Origin of the sequence: Campylobacter sp. FU_497 (assembly GCF_025772425.1) — a bacterium.
GTDB lineage: Bacteria > Campylobacterota > Campylobacteria > Campylobacterales > Campylobacteraceae > Campylobacter_D > Campylobacter_D lari_C.
This window is the reverse complement of record NZ_JAKMSC010000006.1, coordinates 41,756-65,788: the sequence shown is the minus strand read 5'-3', so window position 1 is coordinate 65,788 and position 24,033 is coordinate 41,756. Positions and strand designations below refer to the sequence as shown.

At 31.1% G+C, this 24,033-nt stretch carries 27 protein-coding genes and 1 tRNA gene; 13 read left to right on the top strand and 15 right to left on the bottom strand.

Annotated features, from left to right (window positions below):
- The first annotated feature begins 2 nt into the window (after positions 1–2).
- From L8W68_RS04055 to L8W68_RS04030, 6 genes are all read left to right on the top strand, one after another.
- Positions 3–2,378 (top strand): ribonucleoside-diphosphate reductase subunit alpha, encoded by a 2,376-nt coding sequence (locus L8W68_RS04055; protein ID WP_263675082.1) that lies wholly within the window; start codon positions 3–5, stop codon positions 2,376–2,378.
- A 15-nt stretch (positions 2,379–2,393) separates the two neighbouring features.
- Complete coding sequence (locus L8W68_RS04050; protein WP_263675080.1) at positions 2,394–4,379, top strand: OPT family oligopeptide transporter; 1,986 nt, start codon at positions 2,394–2,396, stop codon at positions 4,377–4,379.
- Positions 4,376–5,182 carry an undecaprenyl-diphosphate phosphatase gene (locus L8W68_RS04045; RefSeq protein ID WP_263675079.1) on the top strand — a complete coding sequence of 269 codons (807 nt, stop codon included), beginning with the start codon at positions 4,376–4,378 and terminating at the stop codon, positions 5,180–5,182. The genes L8W68_RS04050 and L8W68_RS04045 overlap by 4 nt, the downstream gene beginning before the upstream one ends.
- 106 nt (positions 5,183–5,288) lie before the next feature.
- The gene (gene thrS, locus L8W68_RS04040; protein WP_263675078.1) at positions 5,289–7,100 is read left to right on the top strand and encodes a threonine--tRNA ligase; all 1,812 of its coding nucleotides are present in this window, start codon (positions 5,289–5,291) and stop codon (positions 7,098–7,100) included.
- Positions 7,097–7,618, top strand: a complete 522-nt coding sequence (gene infC / locus L8W68_RS04035; protein ID WP_039617082.1) for a translation initiation factor IF-3 — start codon at positions 7,097–7,099, stop codon at positions 7,616–7,618. Before thrS ends, infC begins: the two co-directional genes overlap by 4 nt.
- Before the next feature lie 34 nt (positions 7,619–7,652).
- Positions 7,653–8,744 carry a DNA adenine methylase gene (locus L8W68_RS04030; protein WP_263675077.1) on the top strand — a complete coding sequence of 364 codons (1,092 nt, stop codon included), beginning with the start codon at positions 7,653–7,655 and terminating at the stop codon, positions 8,742–8,744.
- Here the strand turns inward: L8W68_RS04030 and L8W68_RS04025 are convergent.
- The 8 genes from L8W68_RS04025 to L8W68_RS03990 form a co-directional block, all read right to left on the bottom strand.
- Positions 8,741–9,607 (bottom strand): helix-turn-helix transcriptional regulator, encoded by an 867-nt coding sequence (locus L8W68_RS04025; RefSeq protein WP_263675076.1) that lies wholly within the window; start codon positions 9,605–9,607, stop codon positions 8,741–8,743. The two genes, L8W68_RS04030 and L8W68_RS04025, sit on opposite strands and share 4 nt — an antisense overlap.
- 16 nt (positions 9,608–9,623) lie before the next feature.
- The gene (locus L8W68_RS04020; RefSeq protein ID WP_263675074.1) at positions 9,624–9,929 is read right to left on the bottom strand and encodes a hypothetical protein; all 306 of its coding nucleotides are present in this window, start codon (positions 9,927–9,929) and stop codon (positions 9,624–9,626) included.
- A 3-nt stretch (positions 9,930–9,932) separates the two neighbouring features.
- Positions 9,933–10,358 carry a hypothetical protein gene (locus L8W68_RS04015; RefSeq protein WP_214135730.1) on the bottom strand — a complete coding sequence of 142 codons (426 nt, stop codon included), beginning with the start codon at positions 10,356–10,358 and terminating at the stop codon, positions 9,933–9,935.
- A 10-nt stretch (positions 10,359–10,368) separates the two neighbouring features.
- A complete protein-coding gene (locus tag L8W68_RS04010; RefSeq protein ID WP_263675073.1) occupies positions 10,369–12,279 on the bottom strand; it encodes a hypothetical protein in 1,911 nt (636 codons plus the stop codon).
- Between the two features lie 36 nt (positions 12,280–12,315).
- Positions 12,316–13,314, bottom strand: a complete 999-nt coding sequence (locus L8W68_RS04005) for a hypothetical protein (RefSeq protein WP_263675072.1) — start codon at positions 13,312–13,314, stop codon at positions 12,316–12,318.
- A gap of 1 nt (position 13,315) precedes the next feature.
- Positions 13,316–13,621, bottom strand: coding sequence for a YkgJ family cysteine cluster protein (locus L8W68_RS04000; RefSeq protein ID WP_263675094.1), 306 nt, complete (start codon positions 13,619–13,621; stop codon positions 13,316–13,318).
- A 70-nt stretch (positions 13,622–13,691) separates the two neighbouring features.
- Positions 13,692–13,913 carry a hypothetical protein gene (locus L8W68_RS03995; RefSeq protein WP_039617091.1) on the bottom strand — a complete coding sequence of 74 codons (222 nt, stop codon included), beginning with the start codon at positions 13,911–13,913 and terminating at the stop codon, positions 13,692–13,694.
- A 60-nt stretch (positions 13,914–13,973) separates the two neighbouring features.
- Positions 13,974–14,243, bottom strand: coding sequence for a hypothetical protein (locus L8W68_RS03990; RefSeq protein ID WP_263675071.1), 270 nt, complete (start codon positions 14,241–14,243; stop codon positions 13,974–13,976).
- A gap of 143 nt (positions 14,244–14,386) precedes the next feature.
- On the opposite strand from L8W68_RS03990, the gene rpmI reads away from it, so the two are divergent.
- The 3 genes from rpmI (at position 14,387) to L8W68_RS03975 (ending at position 15,917) form a co-directional block, all read left to right on the top strand.
- Positions 14,387–14,578 carry a 50S ribosomal protein L35 gene (gene rpmI / locus L8W68_RS03985; RefSeq protein WP_039617094.1) on the top strand — a complete coding sequence of 64 codons (192 nt, stop codon included), beginning with the start codon at positions 14,387–14,389 and terminating at the stop codon, positions 14,576–14,578.
- A gap of 99 nt (positions 14,579–14,677) precedes the next feature.
- Positions 14,678–15,031 carry a 50S ribosomal protein L20 gene (rplT, locus tag L8W68_RS03980; protein ID WP_039617097.1) on the top strand — a complete coding sequence of 118 codons (354 nt, stop codon included), beginning with the start codon at positions 14,678–14,680 and terminating at the stop codon, positions 15,029–15,031.
- Positions 15,009–15,917: a DNA ligase gene (locus L8W68_RS03975; RefSeq protein WP_263675070.1), complete on the top strand. Its 909-nt coding sequence runs from the start codon at positions 15,009–15,011 to the stop codon at positions 15,915–15,917. Before rplT ends, L8W68_RS03975 begins: the two co-directional genes overlap by 23 nt.
- Before the next feature lie 9 nt (positions 15,918–15,926).
- Here L8W68_RS03975 and L8W68_RS03970 read toward each other — a convergent pair whose 3' ends face one another.
- From L8W68_RS03970 to L8W68_RS03960, 3 genes are read right to left on the bottom strand one after another with little or no spacing between them, the layout of a single operon-like run.
- Positions 15,927–16,736, bottom strand: coding sequence for a metal ABC transporter permease (locus tag L8W68_RS03970; RefSeq protein WP_250323755.1), 810 nt, complete (start codon positions 16,734–16,736; stop codon positions 15,927–15,929).
- Positions 16,729–17,478, bottom strand: a complete 750-nt coding sequence (locus L8W68_RS03965) for a metal ABC transporter ATP-binding protein (RefSeq protein WP_263667442.1) — start codon at positions 17,476–17,478, stop codon at positions 16,729–16,731. Before L8W68_RS03965 ends, L8W68_RS03970 begins: the two co-directional genes overlap by 8 nt.
- Complete coding sequence (locus tag L8W68_RS03960; RefSeq protein WP_263675068.1) at positions 17,475–18,311, bottom strand: metal ABC transporter solute-binding protein, Zn/Mn family; 837 nt, start codon at positions 18,309–18,311, stop codon at positions 17,475–17,477. The genes L8W68_RS03965 and L8W68_RS03960 overlap by 4 nt, the downstream gene beginning before the upstream one ends.
- A gap of 60 nt (positions 18,312–18,371) precedes the next feature.
- Between L8W68_RS03960 and L8W68_RS03955 the strand changes: the two genes are divergently transcribed.
- Positions 18,372–19,070 carry a class I SAM-dependent methyltransferase gene (locus L8W68_RS03955; protein WP_263675067.1) on the top strand — a complete coding sequence of 233 codons (699 nt, stop codon included), beginning with the start codon at positions 18,372–18,374 and terminating at the stop codon, positions 19,068–19,070.
- A 9-nt stretch (positions 19,071–19,079) separates the two neighbouring features.
- Here L8W68_RS03955 and pyrC read toward each other — a convergent pair whose 3' ends face one another.
- Genes pyrC through L8W68_RS03935 form a run of 4 tightly spaced genes read right to left on the bottom strand, consistent with a single transcriptional unit; the run spans position 19,080 to position 22,199 of the window.
- On the bottom strand, positions 19,080–20,072 hold the full coding sequence (gene pyrC / locus L8W68_RS03950; protein WP_263675066.1) for a dihydroorotase: 993 nt from the start codon (positions 20,070–20,072) through the stop codon (positions 19,080–19,082).
- Between the two features lie 8 nt (positions 20,073–20,080).
- Entirely contained in the window at positions 20,081–20,311 is a 231-nt protein-coding gene (locus L8W68_RS03945; protein ID WP_263675065.1) for a helix-turn-helix domain-containing protein, read from the bottom strand.
- Positions 20,296–20,667: a diacylglycerol kinase gene (locus tag L8W68_RS03940; protein WP_263675064.1), complete on the bottom strand. Its 372-nt coding sequence runs from the start codon at positions 20,665–20,667 to the stop codon at positions 20,296–20,298. The genes L8W68_RS03945 and L8W68_RS03940 overlap by 16 nt, the downstream gene beginning before the upstream one ends.
- Positions 20,667–22,199 (bottom strand): phosphoethanolamine transferase, encoded by a 1,533-nt coding sequence (locus L8W68_RS03935; protein ID WP_263675063.1) that lies wholly within the window; start codon positions 22,197–22,199, stop codon positions 20,667–20,669. Before L8W68_RS03935 ends, L8W68_RS03940 begins: the two co-directional genes overlap by 1 nt.
- Positions 22,200–22,297: 98 nt before the next feature.
- Between L8W68_RS03935 and L8W68_RS03930 the strand changes: the two genes are divergently transcribed.
- The 3 genes from L8W68_RS03930 to L8W68_RS03920 all read left to right on the top strand — a co-directional run bounded on the left by L8W68_RS03930 (position 22,298) and on the right by L8W68_RS03920 (position 24,031).
- Positions 22,298–23,056 carry an exodeoxyribonuclease III gene (locus L8W68_RS03930; RefSeq protein ID WP_039617114.1) on the top strand — a complete coding sequence of 253 codons (759 nt, stop codon included), beginning with the start codon at positions 22,298–22,300 and terminating at the stop codon, positions 23,054–23,056.
- A gap of 69 nt (positions 23,057–23,125) precedes the next feature.
- Positions 23,126–23,200 (top strand) — tRNA-Glu (locus tag L8W68_RS03925).
- 216 nt (positions 23,201–23,416) lie between these two features.
- Entirely contained in the window at positions 23,417–24,031 is a 615-nt protein-coding gene (locus tag L8W68_RS03920; protein WP_263675062.1) for a BspA family leucine-rich repeat surface protein, read from the top strand.
- Positions 24,032–24,033: the final 2 nt, after the last annotated feature.

Genomic DNA, 24,033 nt, shown 5'->3' with positions numbered 1-24,033 from the left:
GAGTGAAAGTATTAAAAAGAAATGGAAGAACTGAAGAGTTAGATGTTTCTAAAATTAAAAAATATACCACCGACGCGGTGGCAAATTTAGAAAATGTTAGCCAAAGCGAGCTTGAAGTAGATGCAAAAATTCAATTTCGTGATGGTATAACAACAGAAGAAATCCAACAAACTCTTATAAAAACAGCAGTAGATAAAATAGATATTGATAGACCTAATTGGACCTTTGTTGCTGCAAGATTATTTTTATATGATTTATATAAAAAAGTAAGTGGTTATAATGGATATAAGCATTTAAGAGAATATCTTGAAAAAGGAGAAAAAGAAGGTAGGATTTTAATCGGCTTAAAAGAAAAATATGATTTAGATGATCTTAATGCTTATATCAAGCCAGAACGTGATTTGCAATTTACTTATCTTGGTATAAAAACTTTATATGATAGGTATTTGATTAAAGATTCTAAAGGCATGCCTATAGAATTACCACAGCAAATGTTTATGGCTATTGCGATGTTTTTAGCACAAAATGAGCTAGATTCTCAAACTTGGGCTAAGAAATTTTATGATTTGATCTCAACTTTTGAAGTAATGCTTGCAACTCCAACCCTTTCAAACGCAAGAACTACAAGACATCAATTAAGTTCATGTTATATAGGAAGCACGCCTGATAATATAGAAGGAATTTTTGATTCTTATCAAGAAATGGCGCTTTTATCTAAATTTGGCGGTGGTATAGGCTGGGATTGGTCTAAGGTGCGCGCTATGGGTGGAAGTATAGATGGGCATAAAAATGCAGCAGGTGGGATCATACCATTTTTAAAAATCACCAACGATATAGCCGTTGCTGTTGATCAACTTGGTACTAGAAAAGGTGCAATTGCAGTTTATATTGAACCTTGGCATATGGATATTAATGACTTTTTAGACTTGCGTAAAAATTCAGGTGAAGAAAGAAGAAGAGCACATGAGCTTTTCCCTGCTTTGTGGATTAATGATTTATTCATGAAAAGAGTAAGAGCAAATGGCAAATGGACGCTTTTTGATCCTGCTGATACAGCAAGTTTATGCGATTTATACGGTGAAGAATTTGAGAAAAAATATGAAGAATTTGAAAAAGATGAAAGCATAGCTAAAGAAATTATAGATGCAAAAGAGCTTTGGAAAAAAATACTTTTATCTTATTTTGAAACAGGTATGCCATTTTTATGTTTTAAAGATAGTGCAAATAAAACAAATCCAAATTCCCACGCAGGAATTATAAGAAGTTCAAATTTATGTACAGAAATTTTTCAAAATACAGATCCAAATTATTATCAAATCAAAATTGTATTTGATGATAAAACAGAGCTTCATTTAGATGAGAATGAAGAACTTACAATAGATGGAGGGTATAAAAAGCTTGCTAAGAAAGTTTCTACTTTAGATAGTATTAATGGTAAAAAAGTCTATATAGTAGAAAAATACAAAAACGAAGGAAAAACCGCAGTTTGTAATCTTGCAAGTATAAATTTAAGTAAAATCAATACTAAAGAAGACATTCAAAGAGTAGTGCCAACAGCAATAAGAATGCTTGATAATGTGATTGATTTAAATTTTTATCCTCATGTAAAGGTTAAAAATACCAACTTAAAATCACGTGCTATAGGGCTTGGTGTAATGGGTGAAGCGCAAATGGTGGCTGAAGCTCAAATTTATTGGGGTTCTAATGAGCATTTTGAAAAAATTGATCGTATTATGGAAATGATTAGCTATGAGGCGATTTTAGCTAGCTCAAATTTAGCTTTAGAAAAAGGAAGTTATCCTGACTTTGAAGGATCAAACTGGAGTAAAGGTATAGTGCCAATTGATGTAGCAAATGAAAATGCTAAAAAACTTACCGCAAGTGAAGGTTTGTTTGATCAAAGCGAGTGTGATTGGGAAAAATTAAGAGAAAAACTAAAAAGAGATGGCATAAGAAATGGTTATTTAATGGCTATAGCGCCAACTTCTTCTATTTCTATTTTAGTGGGTACTACTCAAACAATTGAGCCTGTATATAAAAGAAAATGGTTTGAGCAAAACTTAAGCGGTATGATACCAACTGTAGTACCAAATTTAAGTGCTAATACTTGGCAGTATTATACCCCTGCTTATGAGCTTGATCAAAAAATCTTAGTAAAAGCAGCAGCGATTCGTGGTAAATGGATTGATCAAGGTCAATCATTAAATATCTTTGTTTCTTTAGATAAAGCAAGCGGTGGATATTTAAATGAAATTTATCAACTTGCTTGGGAATTAGGTGTTAAATCAACTTATTATCTAAGAAGCGAAAGCCCTGATAGTCAAAAAGTAAATGATGATGTAGTTGATAGAACTATAGAATGTGAAGGTTGTCAATAAAAATGGAGAAACAAAATGCATACAAAAAACTCACTACCGGAGCTTACGCTTAGGGGTATAATACTAGGAAGTATTTTAACGATTATTTTTACCGCCTCAAATGTATATTTGGGGCTTAAAGTTGGTCTTACTTTTTCTACTTCTATTCCTGCTGTTGTGATTACAATGGCTGTTTTAAAAATCTTTAAAGACTCTAATATTTTAGAAAATAATATGGTTCAAACTCAAGTTTCAGCTGCAGGTACGCTTTCGGCTGTGATTTTTGTTATACCAGGTCTTTTTATGTGTGGATATTGGTTTGAATTTCCGCTTTGGCTTACTTTTATGCTTTGTCTTTGTGGAGGTGGATTGGGCGTGCTTTTTACTATACCTTTGCGTAGAGCTATGGTGGTAGAGAGTAAATTAGCTTATCCTGAAGGAAGAGCTGCTGCTGAAATTTTAAAAGTAGCTAATAAAGATCAAGCTGATAAAAAAGGAAAAGTAGGCTTAAAAGAAATCACACTTGGCGTGGTTTTTGCTTCTGTAATAAGTCTTTTTTCAAGCGGTTTTAAACTACTTTCAAGTGGAAGTAGTTTTGCATTCATTTGGCAAAAAATGACTTTTGGCTTTTCTATGGGTTATTCAGTGGCGCTTTTGGGTGCTGGATACTTAGTAGGTATAGCCGGAGGTGTTGCATTGCTTGTGGGTATGGTACTTGCTTGGATGGTTTTTGTACCATATTTTTCTGCTAAAGAAAGTTTTGACGCGAGTTTAAGTGCACTTGATATAGCTAATCAAATTTGGGCTCAAAAGGTGCGTTTAATAGGCACAGGAGCTATTGCTATAGCGGCATTATGGACTTTAATAGAACTTGCAAAACCTGTATATGATGGCATGAAAAATATGCTTAAAAAAACCTCATTAAACCTCTCACAAGATCCTAAAGATATGGATTTATCTTTAAAAGCTATGCTAGGTTTATTTGTACTTATGTGTATAGGTTTGTTTATTTCATTTTATGCTTTTGTGGCTGATTCAAATTTAGCAAGTGGTTATCAAATTCTTTTTGCTTTGGTAGGAACTTTAGTAGCTATTTTTATAGGCTTTTTTGTAGCTTCTGCTTGTGGATATATGGCAGGTTTAGTGGGTTCATCATCTTCTCCTATTTCGGGTATAGGACTTATTGGGATTATGATTTCTTCTTTGATTATTTTACTTTTGGGTTATCAAGTAGATTTATTTAGCGATCCTTTAATGTCTAAATTTGCCATCGCTTTTGCTATATTTACTACTAGTGTTATTTTAGCAACTGCTGCCATCTCTAATGATAATTTACAAGATTTAAAAACTGGCTATTTAGTGGGTGCAGCTCCTTGGAAACAGCAAGTTTCTTTGATTATAGGTTGTGTATTTGGAGCTTTGGCTATCGCTCCTGTGTTAAATTTATTATACCAAGCTTATGGTTTTGTGGGTGCAATGCCAAGAGAAGGAATGGATGAGGCAAATGCGCTTGCTGCACCACAAGCAAATTTGATGAGTACTATAGCACAAGGCATTTTTAACGCTAATATCGATTGGAGTTATATTATAGCGGGAGCTTTTGTAGGTGTTGGTATAATTATCGTCGATCGTTTATTAAGAAAGAAAAATATGTCTTTGCCACCTTTAGCTGTGGGTATAGGTATATATTTACCACCTGCTGTTAATATGCCTTTATTTGTAGGTGGCTTACTAGCGTATTTAATCAAAAAGCGTTTGGAGCAAAGATATGCTAAAAATGCTCATAAAAAAGAACTTATTCAAGAGCATGAGCAAAAAGGAACCTTATTTGCCTCTGGTTTGATAGTGGGTGAGAGTTTGTTTGGAGTGTTAATAGCTGGTTTAACTGTGCTTTCTATTAGCAGAGGTGGGGCTGAAGATCCACTTGCTATTGCAACTTCATTTAAAGACGATGGGATTATAGGTTTTGTAGTTTTTGTAGCGATCATGCTAATTTTTGCAAGAAGAGTACTTAAAAAATGAATTTAGATTATTATTATGCTTTGATTTTAGGGATTATCGAAGGTTTGACAGAATTTTTACCTGTTTCATCTACAGGGCATATGATCTTGGGTGCTGAAATTTTGGGTTTAAATATAGATGATTTTTGGAGAAGTTTTTTTATCATCATTCAGCTTGGTTCTATACTAGCGGTGATTTTTATTTTCAAAGATAAACTAACTCAAAAACTTGATATTTGGTTAAAACTTGCTGTGGGCTTTTTGCCCGCAGGTGGGGTGGGTTTTATAGCATATAAGTTTTTAAAAGAAATATTTAATGGCTATACCGTGGCTACTATGTTAATCATTGGTGGGATTATTTTTATCATTATAGAACTTAAACATAGAAAAAAAGACTACACAATTCACTCTTTAGATGAGGTAAGTTATAAACAAGCTTTTTTGATAGGTTTAACCCAAGCTCTTGCTATTATACCAGGTACTTCAAGAAGTGGAGCAAGTATCATAGGTGGCTTATTGCTTGGGCTTGATCGCAAAGTTGCTTCTGAATTTTCGTTTTTGCTTGCAATTCCTACTATGATTATAGCAACAGCTTATAGTATTTATAAAGAACCACAGGTTTTAAGTAATATGAATAATTTCATTCCTTTAGCCATAGGTTTTGTAACAGCTTTTATAGTGGCTTTTGTGGTAATTAAAATATTTTTAAAATTAATCAGCAAGATAAACTTTATACCTTTTGGAATTTATAGGATAATTTTAGGTTTTGTATTTTTATATCTTTTTATGAGTGGCGCTTTAGATATATCAAGAACGGGTGTTTGAAATATAAAAATATCCTTTATTTAAAAAAAGTTTAAGTTTTTCATAGCTAAAATTAGTCTTATATTTTAATTTAAGCTCACAAGGTTAGTGAGTGTTAAGGGTAGAAATGACAAAAGATATAATTGCATATGCAAATAATGAAACTTTGGTAGATACTCAAAGTTTTAACAATGACACAAATTTAACTCCGATTTATTTTGATAACTCTAAAGAAAGTTTAGAAGTTATCCGCCACTCTTGTGCGCATTTAATGGCTCAAGCGATTAAAAGTCTATATCCAGAGGCTAAATTTTTCGTAGGACCTGTGATAGAAGATGGGTTTTATTATGATTTTAGGGTTGATAGTAAGATTTCAGAAGAAGATTTAAGCAAAATCGAAAAGAAAATGAAAGAACTAGCTGAAGCAAAGCTAGACATCACAAAATACGAACTTTCAAAGACTGAGGTTAAAGAAAAATTTGCTAATGATGATTTAAAACAAGAAGTTTTGCTGAGAATTCCTGATGGAAAAGTAAGTATTTATAAGCAAGGCGAATTTGAAGATTTATGTCGTGGGCCTCATGTACCAAATACTAGATATTTAAGATTTTTCAAACTTACTCGTGTAGCGGGAGCGTATTTGGGTGGTGATGAAAAAAGAGAAATGCTCACAAGAATTTATGGTACTGCTTTTGCAGATAAAGAAAGTTTAAATGAATACTTAAAAATCATTGAAGAAGCTAAAAAAAGAGATCACAGAAAACTTGGTAATGAAATGAAACTTTTTGCCTTTGATGATGAAATAGGCGGTGGGCTTCCTATATGGCTTAGCAATGGTGCAAAATTAAGAAGCAAATTAGAACATTTATTATATAAAGCACATAGATTAAGAGGTTATGAGCCTGTGCGTGGGCCTGAGCTTTTAAAAGCTGATGCGTGGAAAATTAGTGGGCATTATGCAAATTATAAAGAAAATATGTATTTTACGCAAATTGATGAGCAAGAATATGGCATTAAGCCGATGAATTGTGTAGGGCATATTAAAATTTATCAAAGCGATGTTAGAAGTTATCGTGATTTACCTTTGAAATTTTTTGAATACGGTGTGGTACACCGCCATGAAAAAAGTGGAGTTTTACACGGGCTTTTTAGGGTAAGAGAATTCACTCAAGATGATGCGCATATTTTTTGTATGCCAAGTCAGATAAAAGAACAAGTTTTAGAAATTCTAAGTTTTGTTGATACTTTGATGAAGGCTTTTGAGTTTGATTATGAAATGGAAATTTCAACACGCCCAGCAAAAGCAATAGGCGATGATGAAATTTGGGACATAGCTACAAAGGCTTTAAAAGAAGCTTTAGATGAACAAGGTTTAAAATATGGCATTGATGAGGGTGGTGGAGCTTTCTATGGTCCAAAAATCGATATTAAAATCACTGATGCGCTAAAAAGAAAATGGCAGTGTGGAACTATACAAGTAGATTTTAACTTACCAAGCCGTTTTAAACTCGAATACACAGACGCAGATAATGAGAAAAAACAACCTGTAATGCTTCACCGTGCTATTTTGGGTTCTTTTGAAAGATTTATAGGAATTTTAGTAGAGCATTGTGCAGGTGAGTTGCCATTTTTCATAGCACCAACTCAAGTAGCTATAGTGCCTATTTCGCAAAATCATCATGATTATGCGAAAGAAATAGCAAGAAAACTTTTAGAACTTGGCATTGATAGTGAAGTGTATAATAAAAATGAAAGCTTAAATAAAAAAATCCGCACCGCTGAAAAAGCACATGTGCCTATAATACTTGTTTTAGGTGATGAAGAAGTAGCAAACAAAAGTGTGGCTTTAAGAGACAGAAGAGCAAAAGAGCAAAAAACAATGACTTTAGATGAATTTATAACCCTAACAAAGGAGAAATTAAGTGAGGTACGCTTTTGAGTAAAGAAAAAGAAGTATTGCTAAATGAAGAAATTCAAGCAGATGAGATCAGATGTATAGGTGATGATGGCAAGGTTTATGGCATTATTAGTAGTGATGAAGCGCTAGATATAGCAAATAGACTAGGGCTTGATTTGGTGATGATAGCCCCTGAAGCCAAACCACCTGTATGTAAGATAATGGATTATGGAAAATTCCGTTATCAACAAGAAAAGAAACAAAAAGAAGCAAAGAAAAAACAAAAAGTTATTGATATAAAAGAAATCAAACTTTCTGTGAAAATCGCTCAAAATGACATTAATTATAAGGTCAAACATGCAAGTGAGTTTTTAGAGCAAGGCAAGCATGTTAAATTTAGAGTGTTTTTAAAAGGTCGTGAGATGGGCTCTCCTGAAGCAGGGGTGGCGTTGCTTGAAAAAATTTGGCAAATGGTTGAAGATATAGCAGATAGAGACAAAGAGCCTTTACTCGAAGGACGCTATGTAAATATGCTAGTAACTCCTAAAAAGAAAAAATAATCACAAGCCTTTTTAAGGCTTGTATTTTAAACTTATGCTAGAAGAAAATCCACAATTTTTAAAAGAACAAATCATAACTTATCTTGGTAATAAAAGATCCTTACTTGAGTTTTTAAATCAAGGCTTTAAATTCGCACAAAATGAGCTTAAAAAAGACAAATTTAGTTTTTGTGATGTATTTAGTGGCTCTGGGGTAGTTTCGCGTTTTGTGAAGCCTTATGCGAGTTTTATCATGGCAAATGATTTGGAAGATTATTCTAAAATCATCAATGAATGTTATTTAAGCAATCAAAATACACAATTTTTACAAGAATTACAAAAACATTACGCTTTTTTAATTTCTGATTTAAAACTCAAAAAAGGCTTTATAAGCAAGCTTTATGCGCCAAATGATGATGAGTATATCCAAAAAAATGAAAGAGTTTTTTACACGCTTAAAAATGCGATGTATTTAGACTCTATGCGAGAAAAAATTTCAAGCTTGCCAAAAGAAATTCAAAAATATTTCATTGCACCACTTATTTATGAAGCAAGTGTGCATGCAAATACAAGTGGGGTTTTTAAAGGTTTTTATAAAGATAAAAATGGAGTGGGAAAATTTGGAGGAAATGGAGCAAACGCACTTAGTCGTATAAAAGGCGATATAGCTTTAAAAATGCCTATTTTTTCAAATTTTACTTGTGAATATGAGGTTTTTCAAAAAGATGCAAATATTTTAGCTAAAGAGCTTGATAGCTTTGATGTGGCGTATTTAGATCCACCTTATAATCAACACCCTTATGGATCAAATTATTTTATGTTAAATTTAATCGCTAATTATAAAAAGCCAAAGGAAATTTCAAAGGTTTCTGGTATACCAAAAGACTGGAACCGCAGTGCTTTTAACAAAGAAAAAAAAGCTGAAGATGCTTTGTTTGATTTGATAAATGATTTAAAAGCTAAGATTGTATTGCTTTCTTATAATTGCGAGGGTTTTGTAAAAAAAGAAAATTTCACAAAAAGACTTCAAAGTCTTGGAGAATGCTTTGTGCTTGAGCAAAAGTATAATGCCTTTAGAGCTAGTAGAAACCTTTCTAAACGCTCTATGCATATACAAGAACAACTCTATATATTAAAAAAACGCTAATCTTGCATGTATGTATTTAACTGCTCAAAAAGTTTTTCTTTTAAAGCGATAGGTTTGTTTATTTTAATATATGGTATCCAATATCTTATTAAATTTAAAAGCTCATCATCATAGGTATAAAATGCCTTGATGTAAATAAAATTCTCATCCTCATCTATAAATTCGTATTTAGTAAGGGCATTTTTTCTTAAGAAATATTCTTTAGCTTTTTTATCAAGTTTTAAAATAGCCTCTTTATTTTCTTTGCTAATCCAGTTACTTTGATCTTTTTGAATTTGTTTTAAAAACTCTTCTTTTGGGGTAAAAATTTCTTTCTTTTCTACTTTTAGTTGTGTGATTTTAGAAAAAGTAAAGGTTTTTAAAGTATCGTTTTCATCTGCTAAAAGATACCATATGTGGTCAATATTGATGAGTTTGTATGGATTAGCTTTTCTGTGTTTTTCTTTGTAGTAAAAACTAATGGGATATTTTGCTATGATAGCTGCGCTTAGTTCTTCAAAAACTTCTCTATCAAGTGTTTCATAGCTTTGGGTTTTGACTAAAAAGGCTTTATTGATTTTTTCATTAAGCAAGTCGTTTAAAAACTCTTTATCTAAACTAGGATAAAGCCTACCTATACCGCTTAAAATAGCAAAATTTTGTATATCTTTAAAGCTTAATTTTCCTAAAACATAGCCTTCTAAAAAATACTTTCCATTTTCTTTTTTTATAGGGATAAAAGCAAGGCGTTCATGCAAGTCTCTTTGTATGGTGCGAATGCTGACATTAAATTCTTGCGCAAGCTCTTCTAAGCTAAAACGCTCGCCATTGTTTAAACACTGCAGTATAGAAACTAAACGCGTAGAAAGCTTGTCTTTTTCCATATACAACCTTTTTTGTTTATTTTAGCAAATCTTTGATGTTTTGTTTGATTGTTTTTGGATCATTTTCATAGGTGGCTAAAAGCTCTTGAATAAGCTTTAAAAAATCATTAAAATCATCAGGATTTTCTTTTTTAAATTTAAGCACTCTATCTAGGATGATAAAAGCGGCTTCTGTTTTGTCATTTTCTTTTTCATAAAGCTCTTTTAGCTCTAAAGCAAACTTAGTGTAAGTATAAGCTTGCTTTGGCTTTGAGATGATATCAAAGATGTTTGATTTATAGCTAAAAAGCAATGAAAAAAGTTGAGGTAGTTTGTTTAGCATGGTTTATTGTTCAATATATCCGCAATCTCTACATTTTCTTTTTCCATTAATAGAGGCATCTTTATTTGTAAAAGGAATTTGTACCCAAGAATGCTGTATATCGCCCAAACGTTCTTTTCCACATTGAGAGCATTTTTCTATTATCTGACATCTTTCATTTTTTCTTACTTTTTCAAATTTGTGATATGTTCCAAATTCTCTGTGCTGACAATAAGTACATTCTTCATAACCTCTGCAAGAGTACGGATCTGTTATAACTCTTTCTGCAAAGTTGTGATTGTATTTACTGATATATTCATTACAGTCAGGGCATGTTTTTGAAAGATAGCATTGAGGTTTTCCTTCTTCATTGCTGTAAGTTCCTCCGTGCCACCCAATTCCGCATTTTGCACTAATTGCTATAGATTTTAAAGTATCTAAAAATCCCATTTTATTCCTTTTATATTTTTAAATTTTCATTGCTAAACATAAAATCATCAAATTCTTTTCGTGTTTTAAATAAATCATCAACACCAAATTTTTCTGCAAGGTTTATAATAGATTGATTTGCTTGTGTATAGTCACTGTTATTTAAGGCGGTTTGTAATTCTTGAAAACTCATATTATTAGTATTTTTTAAATCACGCATATAATCATCTATGAAAATTTCCAAAGATTCTTGGTTTTCTATCATTTTAGGCATGATTTTATCAAAAACCATTTCAACTTCTTCTCTTCTTGCTTTAGCTAAATTCGCCTTAGCAAAAATTGCAACAAAGCTATTTATTGTTATTTCAACAGTTTTAGAAAATAAAACCACAGCTAATGAACAAATGAAAATGGATATTCCTATGGATAAAATTTGAGCTAATTGACTTCCACCTAATGCTTGACAAATTTGTTCTTCTAAGGCAATTGCAAATATAGTCATGATAGCTGAAAACAAAGATTTTAATATCACTTTTATAAGTTCATCAAAACTTTTAATTTTACCAGTTATATAAGCATATATTGCATTCCATATAGATTTTAAACTACTTCTTAAATTTTTCCACAAAGCTTTTAAGTGCCCACCAATTCTTTTAAAATATTGCGAAGCAATTCCAACAATAACATCTATAATACCATAGCTAGCTCCTCTTATAAAAGCATCTTTCCCGCTTTCAATTACTCTTGATAACAAGCGCTTAAATCTTACTTCAAAATCCTCATGTTCTTTTTTTATAAATTCGCTTTTAAGTTCAGCTATAACACCGCTTGCAAATGTACTAAGAACAACAACACCAGCATCACTGGCTCCAGTTTGAAAAACATTTATGGCAGCTTGTTTTGCTTGAATAATATATACTTCTTTTAAGGCCTTATCTTTGTCTGTATGGTTTGTAGGTTCGTTTTTCTTTAAATGATTAAAAATCTCTTTCTTTATCTCAAGTTCTTTTTTTAAAGACTCTTTTTCTTCTTCGGATGCTTTTTCTATAGTGCTTTCTAATTTTTCTATCTCTTTTTGTGCATTTTCATATATTTTTTTATTGACTACAATATAATCTATTTCTCCATTTTTAATTTTATTAAAATCATCTTCATGTTTTTTGCTAAATATATCATCACTTTTTTTGATAGTAATAGTTTTATCTTTGCTTTCTTCTTGTGTATAGCCAGCTTTTTCTCTCTCATTGCCTTGAGTAAGAAAAGAAAATTTGCTTTTATATTCTTGAAGTTTTTTTTCTAAAGAAGCTTGTTTTTCTTCAGGCGCTTTTTCTATAGCACTTTCTAACTTTTCTATTTCTTTTTGCGCCCTTTCGTAAGTTTCTTTATCAGTTTTAATATAGTCTAAATTTCCATTTTTAATCGCTTCAAAATATCTATTATATTCTTTTCCAAATATACTATCATTAACAGCTTTTAATTGTTCTGTTTTAGCTATTTCACCTTTTTCGTTTAAAGTTACGGTATCTACTATAGTATGATTTGTTTTGGTTAAGTTGTCTAGATTGACATTGTTTGTCAAATTTTTAATTTCTTCATCGCTATAATTTGCCAAAATTGTCTCTTTTTTGTATAGATCAATATTTTCCCCTTTGAAGACTTTGCTTATTTCGGCAAGCTCATCTGTTGTGAAGCTTCTATTTTTATTTTTATTATATGCGTTGCTGATGTTTTCTTTACCAACTTCTAGTGTTTCATAAAATTGACCAAAACCATTTGGGTTATTGCCATGTTGTTGTGTAGTTTTTTGCATATTTGTTGTAAGTTTTGCACTTTCCATATAGGCTTCATATGAGTTGACATTAAATATATTGATGGGTAATCTTGCTAAACTTTGTGTCCCTAGTTCTTCTAGTAATTCATCAAATAATGATACAGTGTTCATGGTATCTCCCTTATTTTAAAAGCGGAAATTCCGCTTTTAAATAGTTTGTATTTCTTTATTTAAATTTTGTGCTATTTGGACAGCTTTTTTAAATTCTTTATTTACTATGCCATCTTCAGTCAGTACATTTACTTTGCAGATACCACTAATTGCTTTTACTAAATTGACAATAAATTGAGTATATGCTTTTTCACCATTAGTAAATTTAGAATAATCACTTTCTCTTATAATCATTAATTTAAAAGTTTGTAATTCTTTAATTAAAACTCCATCTAAATTTTGTATAGCTATAAGAGATTCATTTACAATAGAACTGATTGCTGTTGTTGCAATTCTTGCAGTATCCATTTCACTTGCTGCTGCTTTTGCTTTATGTAGGTTACTTTTTGCTTCGTCCAAAGCTTGCTCTCCAACTTTAGAATATAAAAATCCTCCAACTGCTAAAACAGGCGCAGCTACTATACCACCTAAAACAGCCATTCCACCAGCCATTCCAAATCCACCTGCAGCTAAGCTACCTCCTCCAAGCCATGCTAAAGTAGCATTAGTAGCCGCTGCGCCACTTAGTGTAGAAATTAAAGTTCCGGTAGAAGCGCTTGCAAGTAATCCAACACTACCATAAGCTCCAATACCAGCTAAAGCCCCAGCACCAAGAGATGCTATCCCACCCGTAGCTAATTTTGTAAAGTCAATTACACTTTCTTTGGTAAATTCTATAAATTCATTAATATTAAATTTTAAATCATCTTTGGAAAAATCATCGCTTTCTACATTTTTAAGTTTAGAAAAAATATCAATAAACTCTTTAAAAGAATTTTGATGAATATGCAACTTTGCATGCCCTAAATTTTCCAAAGCTTGTTCAGCATTTTTTCTAGCTATATCTAATTTTTCTTTTGCATAATCAAAAATTGCTTTAGCATTATTATCTAACTCTTCTGCTGCACACTTATCTTGATAACCATCGTATGCTTTTTTAGCACCAAATATACCTGTTGCTAAAGCTATTCCGCCTAAAATAAATGGAACTGCCATTTTAAATCTCCTTTGTTGTTAAATTTATTTTGTATTTTTTATCTAGCTTCAATTTATCTTGCAATAAATTACATATTTTTATATTTTCGTTATAAAAATCCTTTTTACTCATAGTGTCTTTAAAATATTTATTGTAAAAATCTTCCACTCTGCATACTAAGGGTCTTTCGTTGTAAATTTTACAAGAGTTATCTTCTTGTAAATTAATGCAAACACCATTTATATTAAAGTGTTTCAACTCTTCAATGCCATTAATATTTTTACAACATGCTCCACATGAAGTGCAAGGAAAATTATGTTTTAATATTATTTAACCCTCCTTATTATTTTTTATGTCAATTATATCAATACCCCCCCCCCGTATTGTCAAGGTTTTTTTAGTATTGTTTACTTTTAATTATCCTTGTAAGTATCATTACACCAGCTAAAATTAGCACGTAAGAAACCACTACATTTATAAGTCCGTATTTTTCTATAAAAAATAAACTTGGTAAAATAACGCACCACACTACAAATATAAATAAAGCCCAAAAGGCTCCGCAGACAATAGCCCATATAGCAGTAGCTATCATGACTATAATGCCAATTACAACCGCCATTTACAACTCCTTTTAATGTGATTATTTGTTGCTATGATAGATAGTCTTTAGTGTATATTACTAAAATTGCTTTCCAAACACAGCTTCCATTTTCATAGCTATTTCTTCATCTTCTTTTGATTTGTTATTGTTTAGAGTATCCTGCTTTTCGTTGAATATTGAGTCAGGTTTGTAAAAATCACTTGCAGTGTATGTTTTTTTATTATCTTGCATGCTAAAACTTTTATTGTTGTTTTTGAAAACATCATTCTCTTTGGTTTTATCGTACCATTTTTTTATGCCATATCCAGTTACAGCTAAAGCTACTCCACCTAATATTAAAGGTAGCATTTTTTCTCCTTATTTGTGAAATATTGAATAAATTATATTTAACCCTTGTGACAGGTTGTGTCATAAAAATTTAATTTTTCTAAAGCATAGTTGTAGTAAAATGATAGCTTTCTTTTATGAAAAAATTGATCCAAAGGATACACATGCCAAAAATGAAAAGCGTTAAAAGTGCTGTTAAACGCTTCAAAGTAGGTAAAAATAAAATCAAAAGAGGCGCTGCTTATAGAAGCCACATTTTGACTAAAAAACCTGCTAAAAGAATGCGTGATCTTCGCACTTCTAAGTATGTTCACTCAACCAATGTTAAAGCGGTTGAAAAAATGTTAGGAATTTAAGTTCGCTTAAATTTAGTTTTTGACGAAAGTCATTCAAACTCCCCTTATTTTTAAAGGGCAAGATTCGTTTAACGAACGCCAATTTGTGAAAGGATAAATATGGCAAGAGTAAAAACAGGTGTTGTAAGACGCCGCAGACATAAAAAAGTTTTAAAACTTGCGCGTGGTTTTTATAGTGGTCGCCGCAAACACTTTAGAAAAGCTAAAGAACAATTAGAAAGAAGTTTGGTTTATGCGTATCGTGATAGACGCCGCAAAAAACGTGATTTCCGTCGTCTTTGGATAGTACGTATCAATGCAGCTTGCAGACTAAATGATATTAGTTATTCAAGATTTATAAATGGTCTTAAAAAAGCAGGCATTGAACTTGATAGAAAAATCTTAGCTGATTTAGCAATGAATGACGCAGCTGCTTTTGCTAAAATAGCAGATGCTGCTAAAAAAGCACTTTAATCTTACTGCAAGGCTTTTTATAAGCCTTGTTTTTCTCTTTACTCTCTTTTTAAATCCGCTTTTTGCAAAAGATATTTTACTTTTTAAAGTTTATGATGAAAAAGCATTTAAAGATATAAATTTAAGCCATTATCTAATGAGCGAAAAACTCGATGGTGTAAGAGGGCTTTGGAGTGGTAAGTCTATGCAAACAAGAGCAGGAAATGCTATAAAACTCCCTTCATTTTTCACAAAAAACTTTCCTAAATTTGAGTTAGATGGAGAACTTTGGATAAAAAGAGCTTCTTTTGAAGAAATTTCATCTTTAATACGCCAAGAAAATCCTGATGAAAAACTTTGGCAAAAAGTAAGTTATAATATCTTTGATGTGCCAAATGCTTGTGAGGAATTTAAACTTGATCCTTGTACTTTAGAAGCAAGATTAGAAGTTTTAAAAAAGCATTTAGCTAAAAATCCAAATGATTTTATAAAAATCATCCCACAAATTCGCATTAAAGATAAAAATCATTTAAAGCAATTTTACCAAGATATCATTTCGCATAAAGGCGAGGGTATAATCATAAGATTAAACAACGCACCTTATGAAAAGAAAAGATCAAACAATGCTTTTAAACTAAAACCTTTTGATGATACAGAATGCGTTGTAAAAAAGCATTTTGAAGGCAAAGGAAAATTTGAAGGTAAAATGGGATCTTTGCTTTGTGAAGCAGTGATTGAGAGTAAAAAAGTAAGTTTTAAAATAGGCTCAGGTTTTAAAGAAAGCGATCGCTTAAACCCTCCGCCAGTTGGTGCTATCATCACTTTTAAATATAATGGCTTAACCAAAAATGGTAAGCCAAAATTTGCTAGTTTTTTAAGAGTGCATGAAAATAGTATTTTAAGATAAAAGTAAATTTCAACTTTTCTTTGCAAAAACTCTAAAACAAAGATAAAGCACAAAAGCTATACAAGCGCTAGCTATGATACAAGCTCCACTTGCAAGATTATAATAAAAACTTACAAAAAGCCCTATCACGCAAAAACTTATGCTCAAAAGCGTAGAGATGATCATCATTTGACCAAGCTTTTTAGAAAAGCTCTCAGCGATAAATGCAGGTATGCTAAGCAAAGCTATCACAAGTATAAGTCCTACTACTTTGATACTTATAACGATACAAAAAGCCATCATTGCGATTAAAAGATAATGAAAAAGATTGGTTTTAACCCCTCTTAAGCTTGCAAATTCTTTATCAAAGCTTAGAATTTCAAATTGACGATAAAAAAGCAATACTAAAATGATAAAAATTACATCAATCACTGCAAATAAAACTATATCTTGCGTAGGTACAGACAAAATACTACCAAATAAATATCCCATTAAATCACCATTATAACCAGGAGTTAAGTCTATGAGTATGATACCAACAGCCATTCCAAAAGCCCATATAACACCGACTATATTGTCACTTCTAAAAGGATATTTTTGCACTAAAAATGCTACAAGCAAGGCTAAAAAAAGAGTAAATAAACTCGTGCTAACTAATACTGGCAAACCAAAATAAAATGCTATACCTATGCCCCCAAAAGCCCCATGCGTAATACCTCCTGCCATAGAACTTAAGCGGTTGATCATGATCAAAGTCCCCATAATCCCACAAGCAATGCTAGTTAAAAATGCAGCCAAAAAAGCATTTTGTATAAAAGAGCTAGATAAAAGTTCAAGCATGATTTTCTCCTTTGCAACAACACTGCTCCAAGCTAAGCTCCACATCACAAAAATGCGTGTGATTTTGGCTTAAATGCGCTAGTAAATGTGCCTTTTTTTCAGGAGTGTTTTCATGTAAGAATAATTCTTTATTTAAATATGCGATTTTATTTGCATAAGCTAAGCTTACATTTAAATCATGGCATATTACTATCACACCAACCCCGCTTTCGTGTAATTTTTTCAAAAGCTCAAAAATCTGCACAGAGCCTTTAGTATCTATACTTGCAGTGGGCTCATCAAGGATTAAAAGTTTGCATTCGCTTGCTAGGGCTCTTGCTATATAAACTCTTTGTCTTTGACCTCCGCTTAGTTCATTGATTTTTTTATCCCAAAAATTTCTCATACCTACTTTTTCTAAGGCTAGCAAGGCTTGCTCTTGATCTTTTTTGGTATAAAAACCAAAGAATTTTTTATCCACCCTTCCCATCATCACCACTTCTAGCACGCGCACTGGAAAGTTTGGATTAGCTAAAGTATTTTGTGGGACATAGCCTATATCTTTTAAACTTAAATTTTCAAAGTTTATATTTTTATGACTATTTAGTAAACCTAGTATGAGTTTTAAAAGTGTAGATTTACCCCCGCCATTTGGCCCTACTATGGCTAAAAAGTCTTTGCTTTCATAGTTTAGGTTGATATTTTTTAAAACCTCATCTTGATTATATGAAAAGTTTAAATTTTTAATATTGATTTTTATCATTGTAAAACGCTTGCTATATTTTTTGCATCTTTTAAAAGTTCATTTTCATAATCACTTGGCAAATGATCAAGTTCTATGATTTTAAGATTATAATTACTTGCCATAGCCTTAATAGTATTATTATTAGCTCCTTTGGGTACAAAAATAGCTTTTATTTGTTCTTTTTGTATGAGTTTTGCAAGCTTGGCTAAGTCTTTTGGTTTGGGTTCTTTTCCTTCTATTTCTACAGGAATTTGGCTTAGATGATATCTTTTTGCAAAATACCCCCAAGATGGATGATAGACTAGAAAATGCTTGTTTTTTGCATTTTTAAATAAAGCTTGTATTTGTAAATTTAATGCATCCATTTCTTTTAAGAAATTTTCTAAATTTTGCTCATAAAATGCTTTGTTTTGTGGGTATTGTTCTATAAGTGCTAAGGTGATATTTTTAGCATGAGTTTTTGCTAAAAGTGGATCAAGCCATGTGTGAGGGTCATCTCCATGATGATGGTGTCCTTCGTGAGCATGCTCTTGCAAAGGTATAAAATCAATGCCATTTTGAGTAGAGATGATTTTGGTATTTTTGAGATTATCTTTAAGTTTTAAAATCCAAATTTTTTCAAATTCTAAATTTGCTGTGAAGTAAATATCGCTTTTTTCAAGTTTTAAAATACCACTTGGTTTAAATTCGAAAGTATGCTCATTTGCATTAGGCGGTATGACTATATTAATATCTAAAGTGTCTTTAGCAATTTGCTTTACAAAGTAAGCTTGTGGGGCTATACTAACACTTACCAAATCTTTAGCATATATACTTAAAAATGAAATCAAACACAAAAACAATACACGCATAATTTTCCTTTCTAAAAACAAAAAAATATTATACTATATTAGAAAAAATAAGGAGTGAAGATGAATTTATGGAATAAAAAAGCAAAAAGCTATGCAAGGTATAATCCTAGTTTAAACGAAATTCAAAAAGCTACTTTTGCAAAACTTGGGTCTTTGCAAGGCAAAAGCGTGGTGGATATAGGTTGTGGGAGTGGTGTTTGGACTTTGCATTTAGCACAAAAAGCAAAAAGTGTTTTGGGTGTAGACAGCTCTAGTGCTATGCTTGAAATTTTACAAGAAGATGTAAAAACTCATGCTATATCAAATGTAAAAACCCTAAATTTAGACTTTGAAAACTTTTATAAAAACAATAACACAAAATTTGACTTAGCCTTTTTGAGTATGTCTCCTGCTTTACAAAATGAAAAAGACTATAAAGCTTTTTTAAGCTTAGCTTCTAAAAAGGTGTATTTAGGCTGGGCAAGTAGGCGTAAAAGTAGCTTTTTAGATCCTATATTTGAGCATTTTAATACGCATTTTAAAGGTTTTTACGAAGATGATTTGCAAGGTTTTTTAAATGCACAAAATATCCCTTATGAGAGTGAAATTTTTAACGAAACTAGAGTGGTAAAAAGAGATAAAGAAAGTGCGATAGAAAATGCTTTGTGGCATTTGAGTATGAATGGCATTAATGCAAACAAACAAGAGCTAGAAAGCTTTATAAAAGATGAGGTAGAAGAGATTATAGAAGCTAAGATAAAACTTTTGATTATTGATTAAATTTCAAGGCTAAATAACCTTGAAATTTAAAATTTTTCCTGCCATGAATGGCACTACATCGCCGTATTTTTGTGCTACTTGCCATTCTTGTTTTTCTAAAGTGATGATTTTATCTTTTTCAAATTTAAGATTATGGATTTTACAAGCATTATCTGAAATAAATTTTTGTAAATTTGTTTCATTTGAATGTTTTTCAAAAAGTTCAGTTAACACAGGTAAAATCACCGGCGCACTAAATACGCCAGCTGCACACCCACAGCATTCTTTAGTGTGTAATGGATGAGGTGCGCTATCGCTTCCAAACATAGCCTTTTCATAACCACTAAAAGCAAGCTCACATAAAGCGTCTTTGTCTTCATAGCGTTTTGCAATAGGTTTGCAAAATAAATGCGGATCCATCTTACCACCCACTACATCATCAAGGGTTATCATTAAATGGTGTAAAGTGATAGTTGCGTATAAATTTTCATAATCTTTTAATAAATCACACAAAACCTTAGTGGTGATATGCTCCATTATGATTTTTAATTTTGGAAAGTTTTTAGCTAATTTTTCATAGATTTTAGCAAAATTTGCTTCTCTATCCATTACAAAATCATTTGTTTCTCCATGTACAAGTAAAGGCAGTCCAAGCTCACTCATAGCATTTAGTGTAGGTTTTAACTTTTCTATATCAAAGCTTGAAATTCCATTATCTGAGTTAGTAGTGATACCTGCAGGATAAAGCTTGATAGCAAAAAGCTCATCTTTGGCTTTTTCTAAAAATTGCTCATCATAGTCTTTAAAAAATAAAGTCATCAAAGGCGTAAAATCTTCATTTTTACATGCTTTTAAAATGCGTTCCTTGTAAGCTTTGAGTGCAGTTGTTTCAGTAAGCGGGGTGATTAAATTTGGCATGATAACCCCTGCTTTAAAGTCTTTTGCACTAAATGGAGCTACAAGTTCAAGCATGCTTTCATCGCGTAAATGCAAATGCATATCCAAAGGGTTTTTAAGTGTCATTTTATCTCCTATTTGAGTTTATATAAGCCGTTTTTGAGTTTTTCAAGTACAGCTTTTTCTTCTAAAAATTTAAAAGTAGAAATGATGGTAGGTTTGCTGATATTTAACCTTTTAGAAAGTTCTTCTATGTTTGCAAAGACAAAGCCATCATCATCAGCATGAAGGGCTAAAAATTCTAAAATTTCAAAGCGTTTTTTACCAAATATTTTCGCGCATAGTGTTTTTACTTTATCATCCATTCTCTAACCAAATCAAAAAGAATAAAACTCCAAGTAATTATAGCTAAAACCACGCTAAAAAACACCCCAGCACTCGCACAATCTTTTGCTTTTTTAGCTAAGATGTGAAATTCGCTCGTACAAAGATCCACGCAAGCTTCTATAGCAGAATTTAGCGTTTCTACGATCAAAATTAGCACCAAAACAAATACAAGCACAAAATGCTCTAAAAAACTCACAGGTAAAAATAAGCTTGCAACAATCAAAGGTAAAATAATGGTAAATTCTATCCTAAAAGCCATTTCATCTTGGAGTAAAAATTTAATTCCACTAAAGGCATAGCTTGCATTTTTAAATAAAGAATATTTTGGCTTCATTAAGGATTTTCCTTTAAATTTTTGCTAAATATATCATAATTTGCTTCATATTCTTTGCTATTTACACCAAAATACCCGAGCAAACTTGAAAAAAGATTATCTTGAGAAAGTTTATAGTTTTTTTTGCTTTGTAAATCTTGGCTTAATTTATTATCTTTACTCCAAAATATCATCGGTATGTGTTTTTGATCTTTTGGTGCTATTAAATAAGGCATACCATGAAGATAAATTCCATTTTCACCTAAACTTTCTCCATGATCTGATAAATAAAGCAAAGAAGCTTCTTTGGTAGGATTTTGCTTAAGCATATCTATAAGGCTTTTTATAATAAAGTCTGTATAAAGTAAAGTATTATCATAGGTGTTTATGATTTGTTCGTGTGAGCAGGTGTTAAGCTCGTTTGTATCACATGTTGGCATAAATTTTTTAAATGCATTTGGATAGCGTTTATAGTAAGTTGGTCCATGTGAGCCTTGTAAATGCACAACGATAATTTTGTTTGAATTTATATTTTCAAGCTCTTGTTTTACAAGTTCAAGTAAACTCTCATCATAATCTTTTAGAATTAGCCTATGTTTTATACGATCACAATTTCCTTTACAACCTCCTGAGTTATTACCAAACCAAATACTTTGTACCCCAACCTTTTGTAAGACATCTAAAACATTTTCTTCATATAATCCATCTTCAAAATTTACTCTTTTGTGTCTTGAAAACATACAAGGCAAACTTCTTGCAGTAGCAGTCCCACAAGAGCTTACACCGCTAAAATACACTAAATTTGGCTCATTTTTAGTATAAAAATTCGTATCATTGATCTTATAAGTACCTAAAGAATAATTACTCGCTCTAGCAGTTTCACCTATGACTAAAATCATAAGTTTAGTTGTATTAGTATCTTTTAAACTCGCATCATTTGAAATGATAGTTAGTTCTTTTTTGCCTGCTAGTTTTTTCTTTGTAAATTCTATGCTTGAGTATATTGGGTAAAAAGGTAGATTATACATTCTAACGATATTGTGTGATCTTAAAAAAGGCAAAAGTGTTTTTGAGCTAAGAGCTACTAAAGCAAAGCAAAATACCAAAGAAGTCAAAAACAATATACTTTTTTTGAAAAAATATCTTTGATAATCAATCTTAGTAAAAATCACAAGTAAACTAGGAAAAATCACAAAGGCTAAAATATACAAAGCAAAGGAAAAATTAAAATAAGAAAAAAATTCCCTATTATCTGTTTCAACAACATTTTGTATCATATGATCATCGATTAAAACCCCATAATTACTAACAAAATAACTACAAATAGCACAAGTGCTAAGTAAAAAAATGCTTAAAATTTTGCTAATGTAGGGAAAATACACCAAAGATAAAACGCCCAAAACCAAGAAAAAATAAATTCCAAAAAACACACTAAAAAGCATAATATTTTGATCTATCTTTTCATATACAAACTCAAATAATGGAAAATTAAACGCCATGATAAAAATCGTATTAAGCAGGGTAAATTTTGTCCATGAAAGCTTTAGGTGCATTTTTTTCCTTTAGAATAAAATAAATACTTAGTCTATTTGAATAAAATTAATAAATCGCATATAAAATAGCAACAAAAGAAGATTAGTAAAGGGATTTTATGAAATTATTATCATGGAATGTAAATGGCCTAAGGGCAATTTGTGATAAAAATGCACTTGATTGGATTGAAAAAGAAGAAATTGATTTTATAGGTTTTCAAGAAATCAAAGCACACGAGGATAAATTTCCAAAAAGAATTTATGAGTATCCTTTTAAACATATGTATTCAAATAGCGCTAAAAGAGCAGGGTATTCAGGTGTAATGAGTTTATGTAATTTTGATTGTGAGGTAAAAAAATGTGAGTTTTTTGATGATGATGAAGGCAGGGTTTTAGAGCATAGCTTTAAAAATGTAGTTTTGTTTAATATCTACTTTCCAAATGGTCAAAAAGATGAAGAGCGTTTGAACTTTAAAATGAAATTTTACAATGATTTTTTAGTGTATTTAGATAAACTTTTAAAAGAAGGTAAAGAAATCATCATCTGCGGAGATGTAAATACTGCTCACCGTGAGATAGACTTAACCCACCCAAAAGCTAATGAAAAAACTTCAGGTTTTTTACCGATTGAGCGTGCTTGGATAGATGATTTATTAAAATTAGGTTTTATAGATACTTTTAGACATATAAATGGCGATGTTAAAGAAAAGTATTCGTGGTGGAGTTATAGAATGAAAGCAAGAGAAAGAAATGTAGGCTGGAGGATTGATTATTTTTTCATTTCTAATGGCTTGAAAGATAAGCTTAAAAATGCCTTCATAAGAGACGATATTTTTGGTTCAGATCATGCTCCTGTAGGAATAGAAATAGATATTTAAGGTATTTTTTAATGCCTTAAATAATTATTAAGTAAAAATTGTTATAATTTCATCTTTAAACTGCAATTTGGCCCATTCGTCTAGCGGTTAGGACATCGCCCTTTCACGGCGGTAACACGAGTTCGAGTCTCGTATGGGTCACCACTTCTTATTTTATATTCACTTTTTTTGATAATCATTGTCATTTTTTACAAAAAGTTACATTATTTTAAATAAATATTTTTTATTTATTTTCTTTTATTTAAATTAAGTTATTTTTAAATTAATAGCTATTAATATTCTCAAAATTTTCATTAATTATTTTTTAAATTTACATTGACTTCACAATTGTTTTTTAAAATGTACAAAAAGGAGGACAAAATGTATAGACCTAAAAACAAAAACGAGTTAATGAATTTGGTGCACAATGAAAGAATTTCTTTAAGAGATATAGATGTATCTTTGATTGATGATTTTTCTTATGTGTTTTATTATTCTAAAAGACTAGATTTTTTAGGTATTGAGCGTTGGGATGTATCAAATGCTAAAGATATGTCTTATATGTTTTATTGTTGTGAAAGTTTTAATGCAGATTTGTCGCGTTGGAATGTTTCTAAGGTTGAAAATATGGCAAGTATGTTTTTTAATTGCAAAAATTTCAATCAAGACTTATCAAAATGGAACACACAAAGTCTAAAAGATATGTCTTATATGTTTTTTAATTGTACTAAATTTAACCACTCTTTGTTGCATTGGAAGACTTCAAATGCTACTAGAATGGCTCATTGTTTTGAAAACTGTCATGCGTATGAGCATAGTGTTGCAAATTGGGATGTGCAAAATGTAATTACCATGGCCTATCTTTTCCATAATTGTAAAAATTTTCATCACGAGCTAGATGAATGGAATATTCAAAAAGATTGCAATACTCAAAAAATGTTTGGAAATCGCGGTCTTGATAAAATTTATACCGTAAAAGGTATAGAGCTAGAATAAAC